This is a genomic window from Microcella sp., assembly GCF_051860105.1.
Taxonomy (GTDB): domain Bacteria; phylum Actinomycetota; class Actinomycetes; order Actinomycetales; family Microbacteriaceae; genus Microcella.
Genome location: NZ_JBHYEO010000001.1, coordinates 182,267 through 197,122, shown reverse-complemented (window position 1 = coordinate 197,122; position 14,856 = coordinate 182,267). Strand labels below are relative to the sequence as shown.

At 69.1% G+C, this 14,856-nt stretch carries 18 protein-coding genes; 4 read left to right on the top strand and 14 right to left on the bottom strand.

Features of this window, described 5'->3' with window-relative positions; genetic code table 11:
* Window position 1: 1 nt before the first annotated feature.
* Window positions 2–973 carry an aldo/keto reductase gene (locus tag ACTIE9_RS01020; protein WP_439563707.1) on the bottom strand — a complete coding sequence of 324 codons (972 nt, stop codon included), beginning with the start codon at window positions 971–973 and terminating at the stop codon, window positions 2–4.
* A gap of 93 nt (window positions 974–1,066) precedes the next feature.
* Here ACTIE9_RS01020 and ACTIE9_RS01015 point away from each other — a divergent pair, with 93 nt between their 5' ends.
* Window positions 1,067–1,570 carry a methylated-DNA--[protein]-cysteine S-methyltransferase gene (locus tag ACTIE9_RS01015; RefSeq protein ID WP_439563706.1) on the top strand — a complete coding sequence of 168 codons (504 nt, stop codon included), beginning with the start codon at window positions 1,067–1,069 and terminating at the stop codon, window positions 1,568–1,570.
* Window positions 1,567–2,154 (top strand): DNA-3-methyladenine glycosylase I, encoded by a 588-nt coding sequence (locus tag ACTIE9_RS01010; protein WP_439563705.1) that lies wholly within the window; start codon window positions 1,567–1,569, stop codon window positions 2,152–2,154. The genes ACTIE9_RS01015 and ACTIE9_RS01010 overlap by 4 nt, the downstream gene beginning before the upstream one ends.
* Window positions 2,155–2,166: 12 nt before the next feature.
* On the opposite strand, the gene ACTIE9_RS01005 is transcribed toward ACTIE9_RS01010, so the two are convergent.
* From ACTIE9_RS01005 to ACTIE9_RS00945, 13 genes are all read right to left on the bottom strand, one after another.
* Window positions 2,167–2,934 carry a YaaA family protein gene (locus ACTIE9_RS01005; RefSeq protein ID WP_439563704.1) on the bottom strand — a complete coding sequence of 256 codons (768 nt, stop codon included), beginning with the start codon at window positions 2,932–2,934 and terminating at the stop codon, window positions 2,167–2,169.
* Window positions 2,934–3,455: an AAA family ATPase gene (locus ACTIE9_RS01000; protein WP_439563703.1), complete on the bottom strand. Its 522-nt coding sequence runs from the start codon at window positions 3,453–3,455 to the stop codon at window positions 2,934–2,936. Before ACTIE9_RS01000 ends, ACTIE9_RS01005 begins: the two co-directional genes overlap by 1 nt.
* Window positions 3,456–3,475: 20 nt before the next feature.
* Window positions 3,476–3,736 (bottom strand): F0F1 ATP synthase subunit epsilon, encoded by a 261-nt coding sequence (locus ACTIE9_RS00995; protein ID WP_439563702.1) that lies wholly within the window; start codon window positions 3,734–3,736, stop codon window positions 3,476–3,478.
* 2 nt (window positions 3,737–3,738) lie between these two features.
* Window positions 3,739–5,202 carry a F0F1 ATP synthase subunit beta gene (gene atpD / locus ACTIE9_RS00990; protein ID WP_439563701.1) on the bottom strand — a complete coding sequence of 488 codons (1,464 nt, stop codon included), beginning with the start codon at window positions 5,200–5,202 and terminating at the stop codon, window positions 3,739–3,741.
* Window positions 5,203–5,253: 51 nt separating this feature from the next.
* Complete coding sequence (locus tag ACTIE9_RS00985) at window positions 5,254–6,150, bottom strand: F0F1 ATP synthase subunit gamma (RefSeq protein ID WP_439563700.1); 897 nt, start codon at window positions 6,148–6,150, stop codon at window positions 5,254–5,256.
* A 75-nt stretch (window positions 6,151–6,225) separates the two neighbouring features.
* Entirely contained in the window at window positions 6,226–7,860 is a 1,635-nt protein-coding gene (atpA, locus tag ACTIE9_RS00980; RefSeq protein WP_439563699.1) for a F0F1 ATP synthase subunit alpha, read from the bottom strand.
* A gap of 61 nt (window positions 7,861–7,921) precedes the next feature.
* The gene (locus ACTIE9_RS00975) at window positions 7,922–8,713 is read right to left on the bottom strand and encodes a F0F1 ATP synthase subunit delta (RefSeq protein WP_439563698.1); all 792 of its coding nucleotides are present in this window, start codon (window positions 8,711–8,713) and stop codon (window positions 7,922–7,924) included.
* A gap of 2 nt (window positions 8,714–8,715) precedes the next feature.
* Window positions 8,716–9,273 carry a F0F1 ATP synthase subunit B gene (locus ACTIE9_RS00970; RefSeq protein WP_439563697.1) on the bottom strand — a complete coding sequence of 186 codons (558 nt, stop codon included), beginning with the start codon at window positions 9,271–9,273 and terminating at the stop codon, window positions 8,716–8,718.
* 10 nt (window positions 9,274–9,283) lie between these two features.
* A complete protein-coding gene (gene atpE / locus ACTIE9_RS00965; protein ID WP_047569154.1) occupies window positions 9,284–9,520 on the bottom strand; it encodes an ATP synthase F0 subunit C in 237 nt (78 codons plus the stop codon).
* A 60-nt stretch (window positions 9,521–9,580) separates the two neighbouring features.
* Window positions 9,581–10,423 (bottom strand): F0F1 ATP synthase subunit A, encoded by an 843-nt coding sequence (gene atpB, locus ACTIE9_RS00960; protein WP_439563696.1) that lies wholly within the window; start codon window positions 10,421–10,423, stop codon window positions 9,581–9,583.
* Window positions 10,424–10,550: 127 nt separating this feature from the next.
* Window positions 10,551–11,027: a hypothetical protein gene (locus tag ACTIE9_RS00955; RefSeq protein ID WP_439563695.1), complete on the bottom strand. Its 477-nt coding sequence runs from the start codon at window positions 11,025–11,027 to the stop codon at window positions 10,551–10,553.
* The gene (locus ACTIE9_RS00950) at window positions 11,024–12,307 is read right to left on the bottom strand and encodes an MraY family glycosyltransferase (protein WP_439563694.1); all 1,284 of its coding nucleotides are present in this window, start codon (window positions 12,305–12,307) and stop codon (window positions 11,024–11,026) included. Before ACTIE9_RS00950 ends, ACTIE9_RS00955 begins: the two co-directional genes overlap by 4 nt.
* The gene (locus tag ACTIE9_RS00945) at window positions 12,304–12,981 is read right to left on the bottom strand and encodes an L-threonylcarbamoyladenylate synthase (protein ID WP_439563693.1); all 678 of its coding nucleotides are present in this window, start codon (window positions 12,979–12,981) and stop codon (window positions 12,304–12,306) included. The genes ACTIE9_RS00950 and ACTIE9_RS00945 overlap by 4 nt, the downstream gene beginning before the upstream one ends.
* Before the next feature lie 34 nt (window positions 12,982–13,015).
* On the opposite strand from ACTIE9_RS00945, the gene ACTIE9_RS00940 reads away from it, so the two are divergent.
* Together ACTIE9_RS00940 and ACTIE9_RS00935 are read left to right on the top strand one after the other, a co-directional pair.
* Window positions 13,016–13,639, top strand: a complete 624-nt coding sequence (locus ACTIE9_RS00940) for an HAD family hydrolase (RefSeq protein ID WP_439563692.1) — start codon at window positions 13,016–13,018, stop codon at window positions 13,637–13,639.
* Between the two features lie 42 nt (window positions 13,640–13,681).
* Entirely contained in the window at window positions 13,682–14,845 is a 1,164-nt protein-coding gene (locus ACTIE9_RS00935; protein ID WP_439563691.1) for a N(5)-(carboxyethyl)ornithine synthase, read from the top strand.
* Window positions 14,846–14,856: the final 11 nt, after the last annotated feature.

Genomic DNA, 14,856 nt, shown 5'->3' with positions numbered 1-14,856 from the left:
CTCAGGCTCCGGACGGGAAGAGCGCGTCGATGCGCGCGAGCGCCTCGACGTCGGGAGCCCACGCTGAGGCGGCAGCGGCGTTCTGAGCGATCTGCTCGACCGTCGTCGCCCCGGCGATCACCGAGGCCATCGTCGGGCGGCTCAGCAGCCAGCCGATCGTGCCCTCGAGCATCCCGATGCCGCGCTCGGCGCACAGCGCCGCGAAGGCCTCGATCGCATCCCAGGGCGCGTCGTCGACGATGTGCGGCCGCTGACGCATGATGCGCGAGTCGCTGGGCCCGCCCTCGCGCGAGAACTTGCCCGTGAAGAGCCCGTTCGCGAGCGGAAAGTACGGAAGCAGCCCGAGCCCGTGGCGCGCGAGCGCGGGCAGCAGATCGGCGTCGGGCTCGCGCACGAGCAGGCTGTATTCGTTCTGAGCCGAGATGAACCGAGGATGCCCGGACTCCGCCGCGCTCGCCGCGGCCTCGTCGACCTGGGCGGCAGAGAAGTTCGAATGACCGAGGTAGCGCACCTTGCCCTCATCGACGAGCTCGTGCAGCGCCGCGAGGGTGTGCTCGATCGGCGTCGCCGGATCGGGCGTGTGCAGCTGGTAGAGATCGATGTGGTCGGTGCGGAGCCGGCGCAGCGATCCCTCGACGGCGGCCCGAATGTACGCGCGCGAGCCGTGCGGCACGCCCCGCAGATCCGGGTTCGGGAACTCGGCGTGACCGAACTTCGTCGCGAGCACGACACGATCGCGACGGCCCACGAGGGCGGCGCCCATCATGCGCTCGCTGCGGCCGTGCTCGTACCCGTACATCTCCGCGGTGTCGAGGAGCGTGATGCCGTGATCGATCGCGGCGTGCAGCACGCGGTCGGTTCCGCTCTGGTCCTCGGTCGCGGCGCCGGGCCGCCCGAAGTTGTTGCAGCCGAGGCCGACGGCCGAGACGAGAAGATCGGAGTCCCCGAGGGGGCGCAGCGGCATCGCAGTCATCCTCCTATCCTCCCCCGTCGAGCGCGCAGTGCCGTCATCCCCGTGGCGGAAAGCCGCCAGTGGCCGGATGCCCGCTGGCGTTAGCCTCGGATCATGACCCCCCGCACCGCTTCCCCCGACGGCCTGCTCACCCTCGACTCCCCCCTGGGCCGCATCGCTCTGCACGGCGACCAGCACGCCGTGACGCGGCTCGAGATCGCGACCGAGGGGCGGCTCTCGACCGATGGCCGGGCAGACTCCCCCACCCCCGTGCTGCATCGTGCGGCGACCGAGCTCGGCGAGTACTTCGCCGGTAGCCGCACCGCCTTCACTGTGCCGGTCCGGGTCGCGGGCACCCCCTTCCAGGAGACGATCTGGCAGCAGCTCCGCGAGATCCCGTTTGGCGAAGTGCGCGGCTACGGCGAGCTCGGGCGCGCCACTGGTCGCGCGACCGCGGGCCGCGCGGTGGGGGGCGCGGTGGGGGCGAACCCCGTGCCGCTGCTCATCCCCTGCCACCGCGTGCTCGCGAGCGACGCGCGCATCACGGGCTACAGCGCGGGCGACGGAATCCCCACGAAGGTGTGGCTGCTCGACCATGAAGGCATCGCTCACCGATGACGACAGAATCAGTGCGGGTCGCAGGCGATGGGCGGGCGCGGTGCGCCTGGGTCGGTGCCGACGACCTGTACGCCCGGTATCACGATGAGGAATGGGGCGTCACGCTGCGGGGCGATCGGCCCCTGTTCGAGAAGCTCACCCTCGAAGCCTTCCAGAGCGGCCTGTCGTGGATCACGATCCTGCGACGGCGCGAGGGCTTCCGTCGGGCGTTCGACGGGTTCGACTGGCACCGCATCGCCGCGTACGGCGACGACGACGTGGCTCGCCTCATGGCTGACGACGGCATCATCCGCAATCGAGCGAAGATCGCCGCGACGATCGCCAATGCTCGGATGCTCGTCGACTGGCTCGATGCGGAGCCGGGTGCCCTGGACTCCCTCATCTGGTCGCACCGCCCCGCCTCGCGCACCGAACGGCCCGCCCGACTCGCCGAGATTCCTGCACAGACAGCGGAATCGCAGGCACTCGCCCGTGCTCTCAAGAACCGGGGCCTGCGCTTCGTCGGACCGACCACGGCCTACGCCCTCATGCAGTCCGCGGGGCTCGTCGACGACCATGTCGCGGGCTGCTGGCGCGCCGGCTGACCGGTCTCCCGCTCAGCGCGGCGGCAGGGTTCCCGGGACGACGAGCTCCAGCTCCGCATCCCCCGACCGCCGCAACGGCCAGCCCAGCGCCGTCGCCGCGGCACACAGCCCATCGATGGTCTCTGGCACGGCGCCGGCGGTGAGAAGAGCGCGCACGAACTCGCCCTTGCCCTTCTTGTTGAAGTGGTTGAGGGCGCGCGCCACGCCGTCGTCGCCGACCGCGACCACCCGCACGAATACCGCATCCGGGCGCTCGGGCAGCGGGCCGAGCGCGGCGTAGCCTTCCGAACGAAGGTCGACGATCGGTCCATCGACGGCTGCCAGAACAGCGGCATTCGCGGCAGCCCAGTGCGCTCGAAGACGGATGCCGGGCAGGCGAGTGTCGTGCGAGAGCCGGTAGGCCGGAATCGGATCGTCGGCGCCCAGGAGCCCGAAGAGCGCCGAGTGCACCGCGAGGTGGCGGGATGCCCGGTCGCGCGCATCCTCTGCCCAGTCCTGCACGCCCAGCGCGTCGTAGAGCACCCCGGTGTAGCGCTCGATCGCCGGCATCGTCGGGCTCCCCGCGATGCCACGGTTGCGGGCGAGTTCGACCGCGGCCGCCTTCTCCCCCAGCTTGAGCGCTCGACGCGCACCCTCGGCATCATCCGCGAGCGCGGTCAGGGCTGCGAGCACCTCGCGCCGGGCATCCGTGAGTGCGGTATGCGAGAGCGCATCGAGGGCGAGCACGGGGCCCGAACCTCCGTCGCGCTTCGTCTCGGAGGGGGGCAGTAGGAATAGCATCAGGCGCGCAGGAAACGGACGGCCTGCTCGACGAGCTGGGGCACGGGTGCGACCGTGTCGAGCGTGAGCCGCGGGCGCGACTCGGCGAGACCCGACCAGGGAGCGTACTCGTCGAGGCTCTGCTCGACAGCGTGCCAGGTCGGCTCGGCGATGTGCAGCAGATCGCGTCGTCGCTCTTCGAGGCGGCGGCGGTGCAGGCTCACATCGGTGCAGACGGTCTCGATGAAGCGCACGTCGACCCCGAGACGCGCTCCGAGCAGCACCCACTGATCGCGAGCCGGCGCCACCGCATTGACGGCGTCGACGATCACCCCTTGGCCCGACCGCAGCACGACGTCGACGATCGTCTCCGCCACCAGGTACGCCGCGAGCCCGGTCGGCTGGTCGGCGTCGATCCCGGCGCGCAAGATCGCCGACTCGAGCGGATCGACCGAGACCACCGGCACGCCGATGATGCCCGCGAGCTCCTCGGCGACAGTGCTCTTGCCCGAACCGGGCAAGCCCGCCATGGCGACGAGCACGGCGTTACGCCCGCACAGCGCTAGACGAGCGCGGCGGCACCCGCGACGATCGTCACGGTGTCGTTCTCGACGGAGAGGAAGCCGTCCTCCGCCTGCGCGACGATCACCGCACCCTCGGTCGGTGTGATGCGCACCTCGCCAGCGCTGAGGATGCCGAGCAGCGGCTCATGACCGGGCAGGATGCCGATCTCGCCCTCGGTGGTCCGCGCGACGATCTGCTTCGCCGCGCCGGACCACACCTCCCGGTCGGCCGAGACGACGCTCACCGTGAGTTCGGCCATGATCAGCCGTTCTCCTTCTGGATCTGCGCCCAGCGCTCTTCGACATCGCTGATCGCGCCGACGTTGAAGAAGGCCTGCTCGGCGACGTGGTCGAACTCGCCCTTCGCGATCGCGTCGAAGGACTCGATGGTGTCCTTCAGCGGAACGGTCGAGCCCTCGACACCGGTGAACTTCTTCGCCATGTAGGTGTTCTGCGAGAGGAACTGCTGGATGCGGCGCGCACGCGACACCGTGATCTTGTCCTCTTCCGAGAGCTCGTCGACGCCGAGGATGGCGATGATCTCCTGCAGCTCCTTGTTCTTCTGGAGGATCTGCTTGACGGTCGTCGCGACGCGGTAGTGGTCCTCACCGATGTAGAGCGGGTCGAGGATGCGGCTCGTCGAGGTCAGCGGGTCGACGGCCGGGTAGAGGCCCTTCGAGGCGATCTCGCGGCTCAGCTCGGTCGTCGCATCGAGGTGCGCGAAGGTCGTCGCCGGGGCCGGGTCGGTGTAGTCGTCGGCCGGCACGTAGATGGCCTGCAGCGACGTGATCGAGTGACCGCGCGTCGAGGTGATGCGCTCCTGGAGGATGCCCATCTCATCGGCGAGGTTCGGCTGGTAGCCCACGGCCGACGGCATGCGGCCGAGCAGCGTCGACACCTCGGAACCGGCCTGGGTGAAGCGGAAGATGTTGTCGATGAAGAGCAGCACGTCCTGGTTCTGCACGTCGCGGAAGTACTCCGCCATCGTGAGCGCGGAGAGCGCGACGCGAAGACGCGTTCCGGGCGGCTCGTCCATCTGGCCGAACACGAGGGCGGTCTTGTCGAAGACGCCCGCCTCCTCCATCTCGTGGATGAGGTCGTTGCCCTCACGGGTGCGCTCGCCGACACCGGCGAACACCGACACACCGCCGTGGTCCTGGGCGACGCGCTGGATCATCTCCTGGATCAGGACGGTCTTGCCGACGCCGGCACCGCCGAAGAGGCCGATCTTTCCGCCGAGCACGTAGGGCGTGAGCAGGTCGATGACCTTGATGCCGGTCTCGAAGAGCTGGGTCTTCGACTCGAGCTGGTCGAATGCCGGGGGCTTGCGGTGGATCGGCCAGCGCTCGCTGACCTCGATGGTCTCCCCCGGGGCGCCGTTGAGCACCTCACCGGTGACGTTGAAGACCTTGCCCTTGGTGACGTCGCCGACCGGGACCGTGATGGGCGAGCCGGTGTCGTGCACGTCCTGACCGCGGACGAGGCCGTCCGTCGGCTTCAGCGCGATCGCACGGACGAGGTCGTCGCCGAGGTGCTGCGCGACCTCGAGGATCAGTTCGCTCGAGGTGTCGCCGATCGTGATCGTGGTCGAGAGCGCGTTGTAGATGCCCGGGATGGCATCGTGCGGGAACTCGATGTCGACGACCGGGCCGGTCACGCGGGCGATGCGTCCGACTCCTGCCGAGGCAGCCTTCGCGGCCGGGGCCTTCTTGGTTGCGGTAGCCATGGTTTCTCTTCCTGTCGTCTCTGTGTGTGTCGGTGCGCGGTCGAGCCGCAGCTACTTCGAACCGAGAGCGTCGGCGCCGCCGACGATCTCGGAAATCTGCTGGGTGATCTCCGCCTGGCGGGCGTTGTTCGCCAGACGGGTGTAGTCGGTGATGAGCTTGTCGGCGTTGTCGCTCGCCGACTTCATCGCCTTCTGCCGGGCGGCGTGCTCCGAGGCGGCCGACTGCAGCATGGCGTTGAAGATGCGACTCTCGATGTACACCGGCAGCAGCGCGTCGAGCACGTTGTCGACCTCGGGCTCGAACTCGTAGAGCGGCAGCACATCGTTCTCCCCCGGCTCGTCGACGCCGTCGACGACCTCGAGGGGCAGCACGCGCACGATCTCGGGCGTCTGCGTCACCAGGCTCACGAAGCGGTTGTACACGATGTGGATCTCGTCGACACCGCCGTCTGCACCGCCGCGCACGAACGCCTCGACCAGAGTGTCGGCGATCTCCTTCGCAGTCGAGAACTCCGGCTGGTCGGTGTTGCCCGTCCAGGCCTTCTCGACCGCGCGGCGACGGAAGGCGTAGTACGACACGGCCTTGCGCCCGATGAGGTAGGTGACGACCTCGCGGCCCTCCTCCTCCAAGCGCGTCCGCAGCTCGTTCGCCTCACGGATCGCCTGCGAGCTGAAGGCACCCGCGAGCCCGCGGTCGGAGGTGAAGACCACCACGGCCGCGCGCGACGGGTTCTCCCGCTCGGTCGTCAGCACGTGGTCGACGTTCGAGTAGGTGGCGACGGCGGAGACCGCGCGCGTCACCGCGCGCGCGTACGGGCCGGATGCCGCCATCCGCGCCTGCGCCTTCTGGATCCGCGAGGCGGAGATGAGCTCCATCGCGCGCGTGATCTTCTTGGTCGTCTGGGCAGAACGGATCTTCTGCCGGTAGACCCGAAGTTGCGCTCCCATGTGATGGTTCCGTTTCTTGGTCGGTGCTGTCGATATCGGTCGGGAAGAGGGTCGGGCGCGTTCGCGCCCGACGGCCTACCGCTTGCGGCGGACGATCTTCTCCTGGTTGATGTCCTCGGCCTCGACGGCCTCGAACTCCTCGTGACCGGCGTGCACGCCGCCTTCCTCGCCGCCCTGGAAGGCGACGACGAACGCGTCGACGGCCTTCTCGAGCTCGGCCTCGGTCGCGTCGTCGAGCACGTTGGTCTCGCGCAGCGTCGTGAGGATCGAGGTGTTGCGACGGAGGTGGTCGAGCAGCTCGGCCTCGAAGCGCAGGACATCGTCGACGTCGACCGTGTCGAGCTTGCCCTTGGTGCCGGCCCAGATCGAGACGACCTGCTCCTCGACCGGGTACGGCGAGTACTGCGGCTGCTTGAGCAGCTCGGTCAGGCGGGCGCCGCGCGAGAGCTGACGACGGCTGGCCGCATCGAGGTCGCTCGCGAACATCGCGAACGCCTGCAGCGAGCGGTACTGCGCGAGCTCGAGCTTCAAGGTGCCGGAGACCTTCTTGATGCTCTTGACCTGCGCATCGCCACCGACGCGCGAGACCGAGATACCCACGTCGACCGCGGGGCGCTGGTTCGCGTTGAAGAGGTCGGACTGCAGGAAGATCTGACCGTCGGTGATCGAGATCACGTTGGTCGGGATGTATGCCGAGACGTCGTTGGCCTTCGTCTCGATGATCGGCAGACCGGTCATCGAGCCCGCGCCGAGCTCGTCCGAGAGCTTGGCGCAACGCTCGAGCAGGCGGGAGTGCAAGTAGAAGACGTCACCCGGGTAGGCCTCGCGCCCCGGCGGGCGGCGCAGCAGCAGCGAGACGGCGCGGTAGGCCTCGGCCTGCTTCGACAGGTCGTCGAAGATGATGAGCACATGCTTGCCGCCGTACATCCAGTGCTGGCCGATGGCCGAGCCGGTGTAAGGGGCGAGGTACTTGAAGCCGGCGGGGTCGGAGGCGGGAGCGGCGACGATCGTCGTGTACTCCATGGCGCCGGCCTCTTCGAGCGCGCCCTTCACGGCCGCGATCGTCGAGCCCTTCTGGCCGATGGCGACGTAGATGCAGCGAACCTGCTTGTTCGTGTCGCCCGACTCCCAGTTGGCCTTTTGGTTGATGATCGTGTCGATCGCGATGGCCGTCTTACCGGTCTGGCGGTCGCCGATGATCAGCTGGCGCTGACCGCGGCCGACAGGGATCATGGCGTCGATCGCCTTGATGCCGGTCTGCAGCGGCTCGTGCACGCTCTTGCGCTGCATGACGCCGGGGGCCTGCAGCTCGAGGGCGCGGCGACCCTCGCTCGCGATCTCACCGAGGCCGTCGATGGGCGCGCCGAGCGGGTCGACGACGCGACCGAGGTAGGCGTCTCCGACAGGGACCGAGAGCACCTCTCCCGTGCGGGTGACCTCCATGCCCTCGACGATGCCCGTGAACTCGCCGAGCACGACGACGCCGATCTCGTTCTCGTCGAGGTTCTGGGCGAGGCCCAGGGTGCCGTCGGAGAAGCGGATGAGCTCGTTCGCCATGACGCCGGGCAGACCCTCGACGTGCGCGATGCCGTCGGCGGCGTCGATGACGTGACCCACCTCGGTGGCGGCGGCCTTGCCGGGGGCGTAGGACTTCGCGAAGTTCTTCAGCGCGTCGCGGATCTCATCCGGGCTGATCGTGAGTTCTGCCATGTTCTTCCCTTTTCGTTCGAGCGGCCCTGCGGCTGCTCGTCTGGTATCTGGTGGGCTGCGCCTAACCGGCGAGCTGAAGCTTCACATCGGCCAGTCGCGAGGCGATGCTTCCGTCGATGACCTCGTCACCGACCTGCACGCGCACGCCGCCCACGAGGGAGGCGTCGACGACCTGGTTGACGACGTGCTCGCGCCCGTAGCGGCGCGCGATGCTCGCCGTCACCGCCGAGAGCTGCGCCGCCGAGAGCGGACGCGCGACCGTGACGGTGGCGACGCCCTTGCCGGCGGTGTCGGCCACGGTGGCCGCGGCGCTGCGCACGAGCTCGCCGATCCGGCGGCCGCGCGGCTGCTGCACGAGGTGACCGGCGATCGCGAGCGTCTGCGCCGAGGCGCTGCCGGCGAGCAGGCTCTGCACGAGGCTGAGCTTGCCGGCGGCGGAGTCGCGCTTGCTTCCGATAGCGAGCTCGAGCTCAGCATCCGACGTCACGGCGCGCGCGAACTCGAACAGCTCGGCCTCGATCGCGCCGGGTGCCGTCGCCGTGGCCGCGATGGCCCGGATGCCGAGCTCCTCGAGCCCCGCGAGCAGGTCGTCCCCGCTCGACCAGCGGCTGCTCACCACGACGTCGATGAGGTCGCGAGCGGTGGGGCCGATCTCGCCGAACACCGCGGCGACGAGCGCTCGCGTGCCAGCGGCATCGCTCGAGGGGTTGGCGAGCGCGCTGAGGAGCTGCGTCGAGCCGCCGATCGTGCGGGCAGCGGCGAGCAGCTGCTCGCCGGTGGCCAGATCGACGCCCTTCGCGGCGGCCAGCGCTGAGCGGGCCGTCTGGAGCGCACTGCGCGTCGCGGAACCCATCGCTACTTGGCCGCCTTCTTCGAGGTGGCCGCGTCGTTCTCGAGGTCGGCGAGGAACCGGTCGACCAGGGCGGTCGCACGCTTGTCATCGGCAAGGCTCTCGCCGATCACGCCGCTCGCGAGATCGAGCGCGAGCGAGCCGACCTCGGCGCGCAGAGAGACGAGCGCAGCCTGCCGCTCGGCCTCGATCTGCTGCTGAGCCGTCGCGGTGACGCGCGCTGCTTCGACCTGCGCGGCCTCCTTGAGCTCGGCGAGGATGGCGTTGCCCTCCGCGCGAGCCTGCTCGCGGATCTTCGCCGCCTCGGCGCGCCCCTCGGCGAGCAGTGCGTTGTACTGCTCGAGGGCGGCCTTGGCCTCGGCCTGCGCCGACTCCGCCTTCTCGATGCCGCCCTCGATGAGCGCGGCGCGCTCGTCGAGCGTCTTCTGCATGCGCGGAAGCACCACGCGCCAGAAGAGCAGCAGGACGAGGATGAAGGGGATGAGCGAGTAGACGATGTCGTACCACGCCGGAAGCAGCGGGTTCGGCGTCTCTTCCGCCGCGATGATGAGCTCTGCGAGCATGACGGAATCCCTAGTTCGTGAAGATGAAGTACGTCGCGATGCCGATGAACGCGAGCGCCTCGGTGAAGGCGATACCGATGTACATGAGCACCGTCAGGCGGCCCTGCAGCTCGGGCTGACGGGCGACCGACTCGATCGTCTTGCCGACGACGATGCCGACGCCGATACCGGCACCGATGGCCGAGAGGCCGTAGCCGACGGTCGCGATGTTGCCGTTGATCTCAGCGAGAACCGTGTTTGCGTCCACGAGGGGTGTTTCCTTCCGTATCGGAACCGGGCGTGCGGGTGCGCGCCCGGAGGGTCGTTTCTAGTGCTCGTCCGCCAGCGCGAGCTGGATGTAGACAGTGGTCAGGAGGGCGAAGACGTAGGCCTGCAACACCGAGACCAGGATCTCGAAGAATGTGAAGGCCGTGCCGAACGCGAGGGTCACCGCGCTCGCGGCGATCCACCAGCCGCCCAGCTCCACCATGAAGAAGGCGGTGGCCGAGAAGAACAGCACGAGCAGCAGGTGGCCGACGATCATGTTCATGAGCAGTCGGAGGGTGAGCGTGACGGGCCGGAGCACGAACATCGAGACGAACTCGATCGGCGTCACGATGATGTAGAGGAACGGCGGAACCCCGGGCGGGAAGAGCGCGTTGCGGAGGAAGGCCCACGGGTGCTTGCGGAGGCCCGCCCAGATGAAGGCGATGTAGGCCGCGACGGCGAGCACGAGCGGCATGCCGATGACGGAGTTCGCCGAGATGTTGATGCCCGGCACGATTCCGGTGAGGTTCATGAACAGCACGAGGAAGAAGATCGTCGTGATGAGCGGCAGGAAGCGCTTGCCGTCTTTCTGCCCGAGCAGGTCTTCGACGATGCTCTTGCGCACGAACTCGAGACCCATCTCGATCGTGCCCTGGAACCGGCCGGGGACGAGCTGCATCTTGCGCGTGCCGAGCCAGAACAGGATGAAGATCAGGGCGACGATCACGAGCCGCAGCAGCATGATGCGGTTCATCTCGAAGAACTCGTTGCCCTCGAAGAAGATGGCCGGCGGGAAGAAGTCGAGGATCGACGGGCCCTTGAATTCCGGAGCATCCGTCGCCGGAGTGGTCGCGAAAGCGAGAACGGGGATCAGGGCAGCAGCGCTCAGGGGAGTCTCCAGCATCGGGGCGAAACGGTCGGCTTCGCGGCGATCGGCGGCGGTTCCTCCACCCTACCAAGAGAACCGGGCGCCGACGTACGCGAGGCGGCCGATCGGCCGCCGTTCGAAGGGGCCTCTCAGGGCACCCCGATCACAGGTCGGGGATCTCGTCCTTGCCCGGCAGCCGCACGTCGCTCACGTAGGGCACCCGCGACCGCGTCACGGCGATGATGTCGGTCACGAGACCGCCGATGACCGCAGCGACGAGGCACACGAAGAGCACGACGGGCTCGACGAAGGCGGCGTCGCGGAGCGTGAAGACGAGCGCGAGGAACACGACGAACTTGAGGATCCACGCCCCGATGACGATGCCGAAGTACGCGGGCGAGAGGAGGTCGCTGCCGGTGACCCGATCGGCCAGCAGGATGCTCGCCGCCGTCAGCCCCAGGAACACGAACCCCATGCCGGCCCCGATGAGGGCGCTCAGCATGCCGGGCAGCTCGGCGACGAGCGCCCCGGCCACGCTGCCGACGATCGCGATGGCGAACGAGAGGCCAGCGCCGTAGACGAGGGCGCGGCGCAGAACGGGAGCGGCGGTCGAGGGGCGGGGGTCGGGCGACAGGGTCAACGGGACTCCTCGGGTCGGAGAGCGGGGTCGGGATCGGCAGTGGCGGTCGGGGCATCGAGGAGGCCTGTGGCGACCGCATCCGCCTCGAGCGAGGCCTCGTCGAGGGAATCGGGAGCAGCGGCATCCAGGGGATCGAATCGCGCGAGGTCGTCCTCGCCCTCGGGCGCCGACTGCGCGACCGCCTCGATGCGCTTGCGGCGGCTGAGCGGGGCGAGCGTGACGAGCGTGCAGGCGATGAGCCCGACGACCATCGCCGTGAGCGCCCACCACCAGGCCCAGAACAGGAAGAGGAGCGCGCCGAACGCCACGACGGCGGTCCAGGCGTAGAAGATGAGCACGGCGTGGAAGTGCGAGTGCCCCATGTCGAGCAGCCGGTGATGCAGGTGCTTGCGATCGGCGCTGAAGGGCGACTTTCCCGCGCGCAGGCGGCGCAGCACCGCGAGCCCGAAGTCGAGCAGCGGCACGATGAGCACCGCGAACGGCAGCAGCAGCGGGATGAATGCCGGCACGAGCTGGCTGCGGTCGATGCCCGGGTCGATCTGCCCCGTGACCGAGATCGTCGAGACGGCCATGAGCATGCCGACCACGAGGGCTCCCCCATCGCCCATGAAGATCTTGGCCGGGTGCCAGTTGAAGGGCAGGAAGCCCGCCGTCGCGCCGAGCAGCACGGCCATGACGAGCGAGGCGAGGTTGAAGGCCGACTGCGCGGTGTCGATCGACAGCAGGTAGCTGTAGATGAAGAACACCGTTCCGGCGATGAGGGTGACGCCCGCGACGAGACCGTCGAGGCCGTCGATGAAGTTGACGGCGTTCATCACGAGCACGACCGCGAGAACGGTGACGATGAGCGACATCGTCGGCGAGAGCAGGGTGATGCCGCCATCGGGGCCGATCGGCAGCGAGGTGAGCTGCAGGCTCGACCAGGCGAGGAAACCGGCGATGAGCAGCTGCCCCGCGAGCTTCGTCATCCAGTCGAGATCGTAGAGATCGTCGACCACCCCGAGCCCCAACATGATGAGCGCCGAGGCGACGATCGCGATGATCGGGAAGGGGTCGGCGTAGACGAGGTTGAACCAGCTGATCTGCGAGGCGATGGCGAGAGCCACGACGATGCCGATCACGATCGCGATGCCGCCGAGACGCGGCGTCGGCGTCGTGTGCACATCGCGTTCCCGGATGCCCGGGTAGAGCTTGAACCGATGACTCAGCCGCAGCACCCCCCACGAGGCGCCGAAGCTCACGAGGCCCGCGATGAGGGCCACGAGCAGGTAGAAGGTCACGACACCAGCTCGGCGCCCACGACGCGGATGATCTCGTCATCGGGGATCACGCCGTGGCGCATGATGCGCAGTTTGCCCTCGGGGAGGTGCAGGCTCGTGGCATCGACGATCGTCGAGCCGGGGTCGGCGTCGGCGGGCAGCGCGCCGCCCACGGTGCCGCCGTCGAGGTACACGCTGACCCGGTCGCCGAGCATCGCGAGCGCGTCAGCGGCGGTCGTCGCGGCGGGCATCCCGCTGATATTGGCGCTCGACACCGCGAGCGGGCCGGTGTCGGCGAGCAGGTGCAGGGCGTGCCGGTTGTCGGGCATGCGCAGCGCGACGGTGCCGCGGGTCTCACCGAGATCCCATGCGAGCGATTCGCGCGCCTCGACGATGACCGTGAGGCCGCCCGGCCAGAACTCCTTCACGAGCGCCGCGACGACCTCGGGCACGGACTCGGCCAGGGCGTTGAGGGTGGGGATGCCGGGGATGAGCACCGGCGGCGGGGCGTCGCGCCCGCGCTCTTTCGCGTCGAGGAGCCGCTGCACGGCCGCGGGGCGGAAGGCGTCGGCCGCGAGCCCGTAGACCGTGTCGGTCGGCATCACGATGAGCTCACCGCGACCGATGGCGCCGCGGGCCGCCCGCAGACCCTCGAGCAGCTCGCTCTCGACGGAGCAGTCGTACACGGCGGTCATGATGCGTTCATCGTACTGGGGCAGACTGAGGGGTGTGACCCTGCTCTTCGTGTTCGACATGGACGATGTTCTCTACGACTACGACTGGCGCACGCGCATGGAGTCGCTGACCGCGATCACGGGCCACGACCTGCACGAGCTACGGCGCCGCTGGTGGATCAGCGGGATGGAGTGGACGGCGGAAGCCGGCGACCCGAGCGATCCGGACGAGTACCTGGCCATGGTGACGCGCATCATCGGCGCCGAGATCTCGCGCGAGGAATGGGTGCGGATCCGCGCCGAGGCCACGCACGCGCGGCCCGCCGCCCTCGACGCCGTGCGTCGCGCCGCTGAGCTCGGGCGGGTTGCGCTCTTGACCAACAACGGCATCCTCATCCACCACCACTTGCACGAGGTGGCGCCCGAACTCGTGCCCATCATGGGGCGCGAGCACATGCATGCCTCGGCCGCGTTCGGTGCGCGCAAGCCCGACCCGCTCGTCTACGAGCGCGTCCTCGCCCACTACGGCGCGACCGCCGCCGACACCTTCTTCACGGATGACCGCACCGAGAACATCGACGGCGCCGAGTCGATCGGCATCACCGGGCACCTCTACCGCGACGAGGCCGCACTGCTCGCCGCGATCGAGTCGTTCGCCGCCGAGGCGCGCGCGGCGTAGCCGGCCCGGCCGCCGCCCGGGCCGCTCCCTTTACAGTGGGGCATGACCTCCCCCGAACCTGCGCCCGCCCTGCTGCACCTCGGCGTCATGGCGACCTCGCGCAAGCCCGACGAGCGGCGCCTGCCGATCCACCCCGGGCACCTCGAGCGCATCGACCCCGACCTGCGCGCGAACATGACCCTCGAGCGCGGCTATGGGCACCGGTTCGGCATCGCGGATGCGGAACTCGAGCCCCTCGTCGGACGCCTCGCCGACCGCGCCGAGGTCATCGCCCGTGCCGACGTGGTTCTTCTGCCGAAGCCGCAGGCCTCCGACCTGTCTGACCTGCGCGAGGGCCAGACCCTGTGGGGCTGGCCGCACTGCGTGCAAGACCGTGCCGTCACGCAGCTCGCGATCGACAAGCACCTCACGCTCATCGCGTGGGAGGCGATGAACCACTGGCGCTCCGACGGCAGCTTCGGGTTGCACGTCTTCCACAAGAACAATGAGCTGGCGGGCTACTGCTCGGTCATCCACGCGCTGCAGCTGTGCGGCTCGACGGGCGACTACGGCCGACGACTGACCGCGGTCGTGATCGGGTTCGGGGCGACCGCACGCGGTGCGGTGACGGCGCTGAACGCGCACGGAATCCACGATGTGCGGGTGCTCACGAACCGCGACATCGCGGCCGTCGGCTCCCCCATCCCCTCGGTCGACATCGTGCAGTTCGAGCACGACGATGACTCCGCGATCGGCAGCACGGTCAACACCGACGACGGACCGGTGCCGCTCGCGGCCTATCTCGCCGAGAACGACATCGTCGTCAACTGCACGCTGCAGGACCCGAACGCTCCCCTGAACTATCTGAGCGTCGACGACCTCGACGCGTTCCGGCCCGGCAGCCTCATCGTCGACGTGTCGATCGACGACGGCATGGGCTTCAGCTGGGCGCGCGCCACCTCGTTCGCCGACCCCATGGTCACCATCGGCGAGTCGACGAACTACTACGCCGTCGACCACAGCCCGTCGCTGCTGTGGAACTCGACGACCTGGGAGATCAGCGAGGCCCTCATGCCCTTCCTCCGCACGGTCATGGAGGGCCCGGCGTCGTGGGCCGACTCCGACACCATCCGGCGCGCGATCGAGATCGAGGATGGCCGCGTGCGCAACGCGGCGATCCTGCGGTTCCAGGGGAGGTCGGCGGAGTACCCGTACTCCGTGGACTGAGGGCGGACGGT

Excerpts from the sequence above, each read along its gene's own strand:
- ACTIE9_RS01020 (WP_439563707.1), bottom strand. The coding sequence starts at position 973 with ATGACTGCGATGCCGCTGCGCCCCCTCGGGGACTCCGATCTTCTCGTC.
- ACTIE9_RS01015 (WP_439563706.1), top strand. The coding sequence starts at position 1,067 with ATGACCCCCCGCACCGCTTCCCCCGACGGCCTGCTCACCCTCGACTCC.
- ACTIE9_RS01010 (WP_439563705.1), top strand. The coding sequence starts at position 1,567 with ATGACGACAGAATCAGTGCGGGTCGCAGGCGATGGGCGGGCGCGGTGC.
- ACTIE9_RS01005 (WP_439563704.1), bottom strand. The coding sequence starts at position 2,934 with ATGCTATTCCTACTGCCCCCCTCCGAGACGAAGCGCGACGGAGGTTCG.
- ACTIE9_RS00995 (WP_439563702.1), bottom strand. The coding sequence starts at position 3,736 with ATGGCCGAACTCACGGTGAGCGTCGTCTCGGCCGACCGGGAGGTGTGG.
- atpD (WP_439563701.1), bottom strand. The coding sequence starts at position 5,202 with ATGGCTACCGCAACCAAGAAGGCCCCGGCCGCGAAGGCTGCCTCGGCA.
- ACTIE9_RS00985 (WP_439563700.1), bottom strand. The coding sequence starts at position 6,150 with ATGGGAGCGCAACTTCGGGTCTACCGGCAGAAGATCCGTTCTGCCCAG.
- atpA (WP_439563699.1), bottom strand. The coding sequence starts at position 7,860 with ATGGCAGAACTCACGATCAGCCCGGATGAGATCCGCGACGCGCTGAAG.
- ACTIE9_RS00975 (WP_439563698.1), bottom strand. The coding sequence starts at position 8,713 with ATGGGTTCCGCGACGCGCAGTGCGCTCCAGACGGCCCGCTCAGCGCTG.
- ACTIE9_RS00970 (WP_439563697.1), bottom strand. The coding sequence starts at position 9,273 with ATGCTCGCAGAGCTCATCATCGCGGCGGAAGAGACGCCGAACCCGCTG.
- atpB (WP_439563696.1), bottom strand. The coding sequence starts at position 10,423 with ATGCTGGAGACTCCCCTGAGCGCTGCTGCCCTGATCCCCGTTCTCGCT.
- ACTIE9_RS00945 (WP_439563693.1), bottom strand. The coding sequence starts at position 12,981 with ATGACCGCCGTGTACGACTGCTCCGTCGAGAGCGAGCTGCTCGAGGGT.
- ACTIE9_RS00935 (WP_439563691.1), top strand. The coding sequence starts at position 13,682 with ATGACCTCCCCCGAACCTGCGCCCGCCCTGCTGCACCTCGGCGTCATG.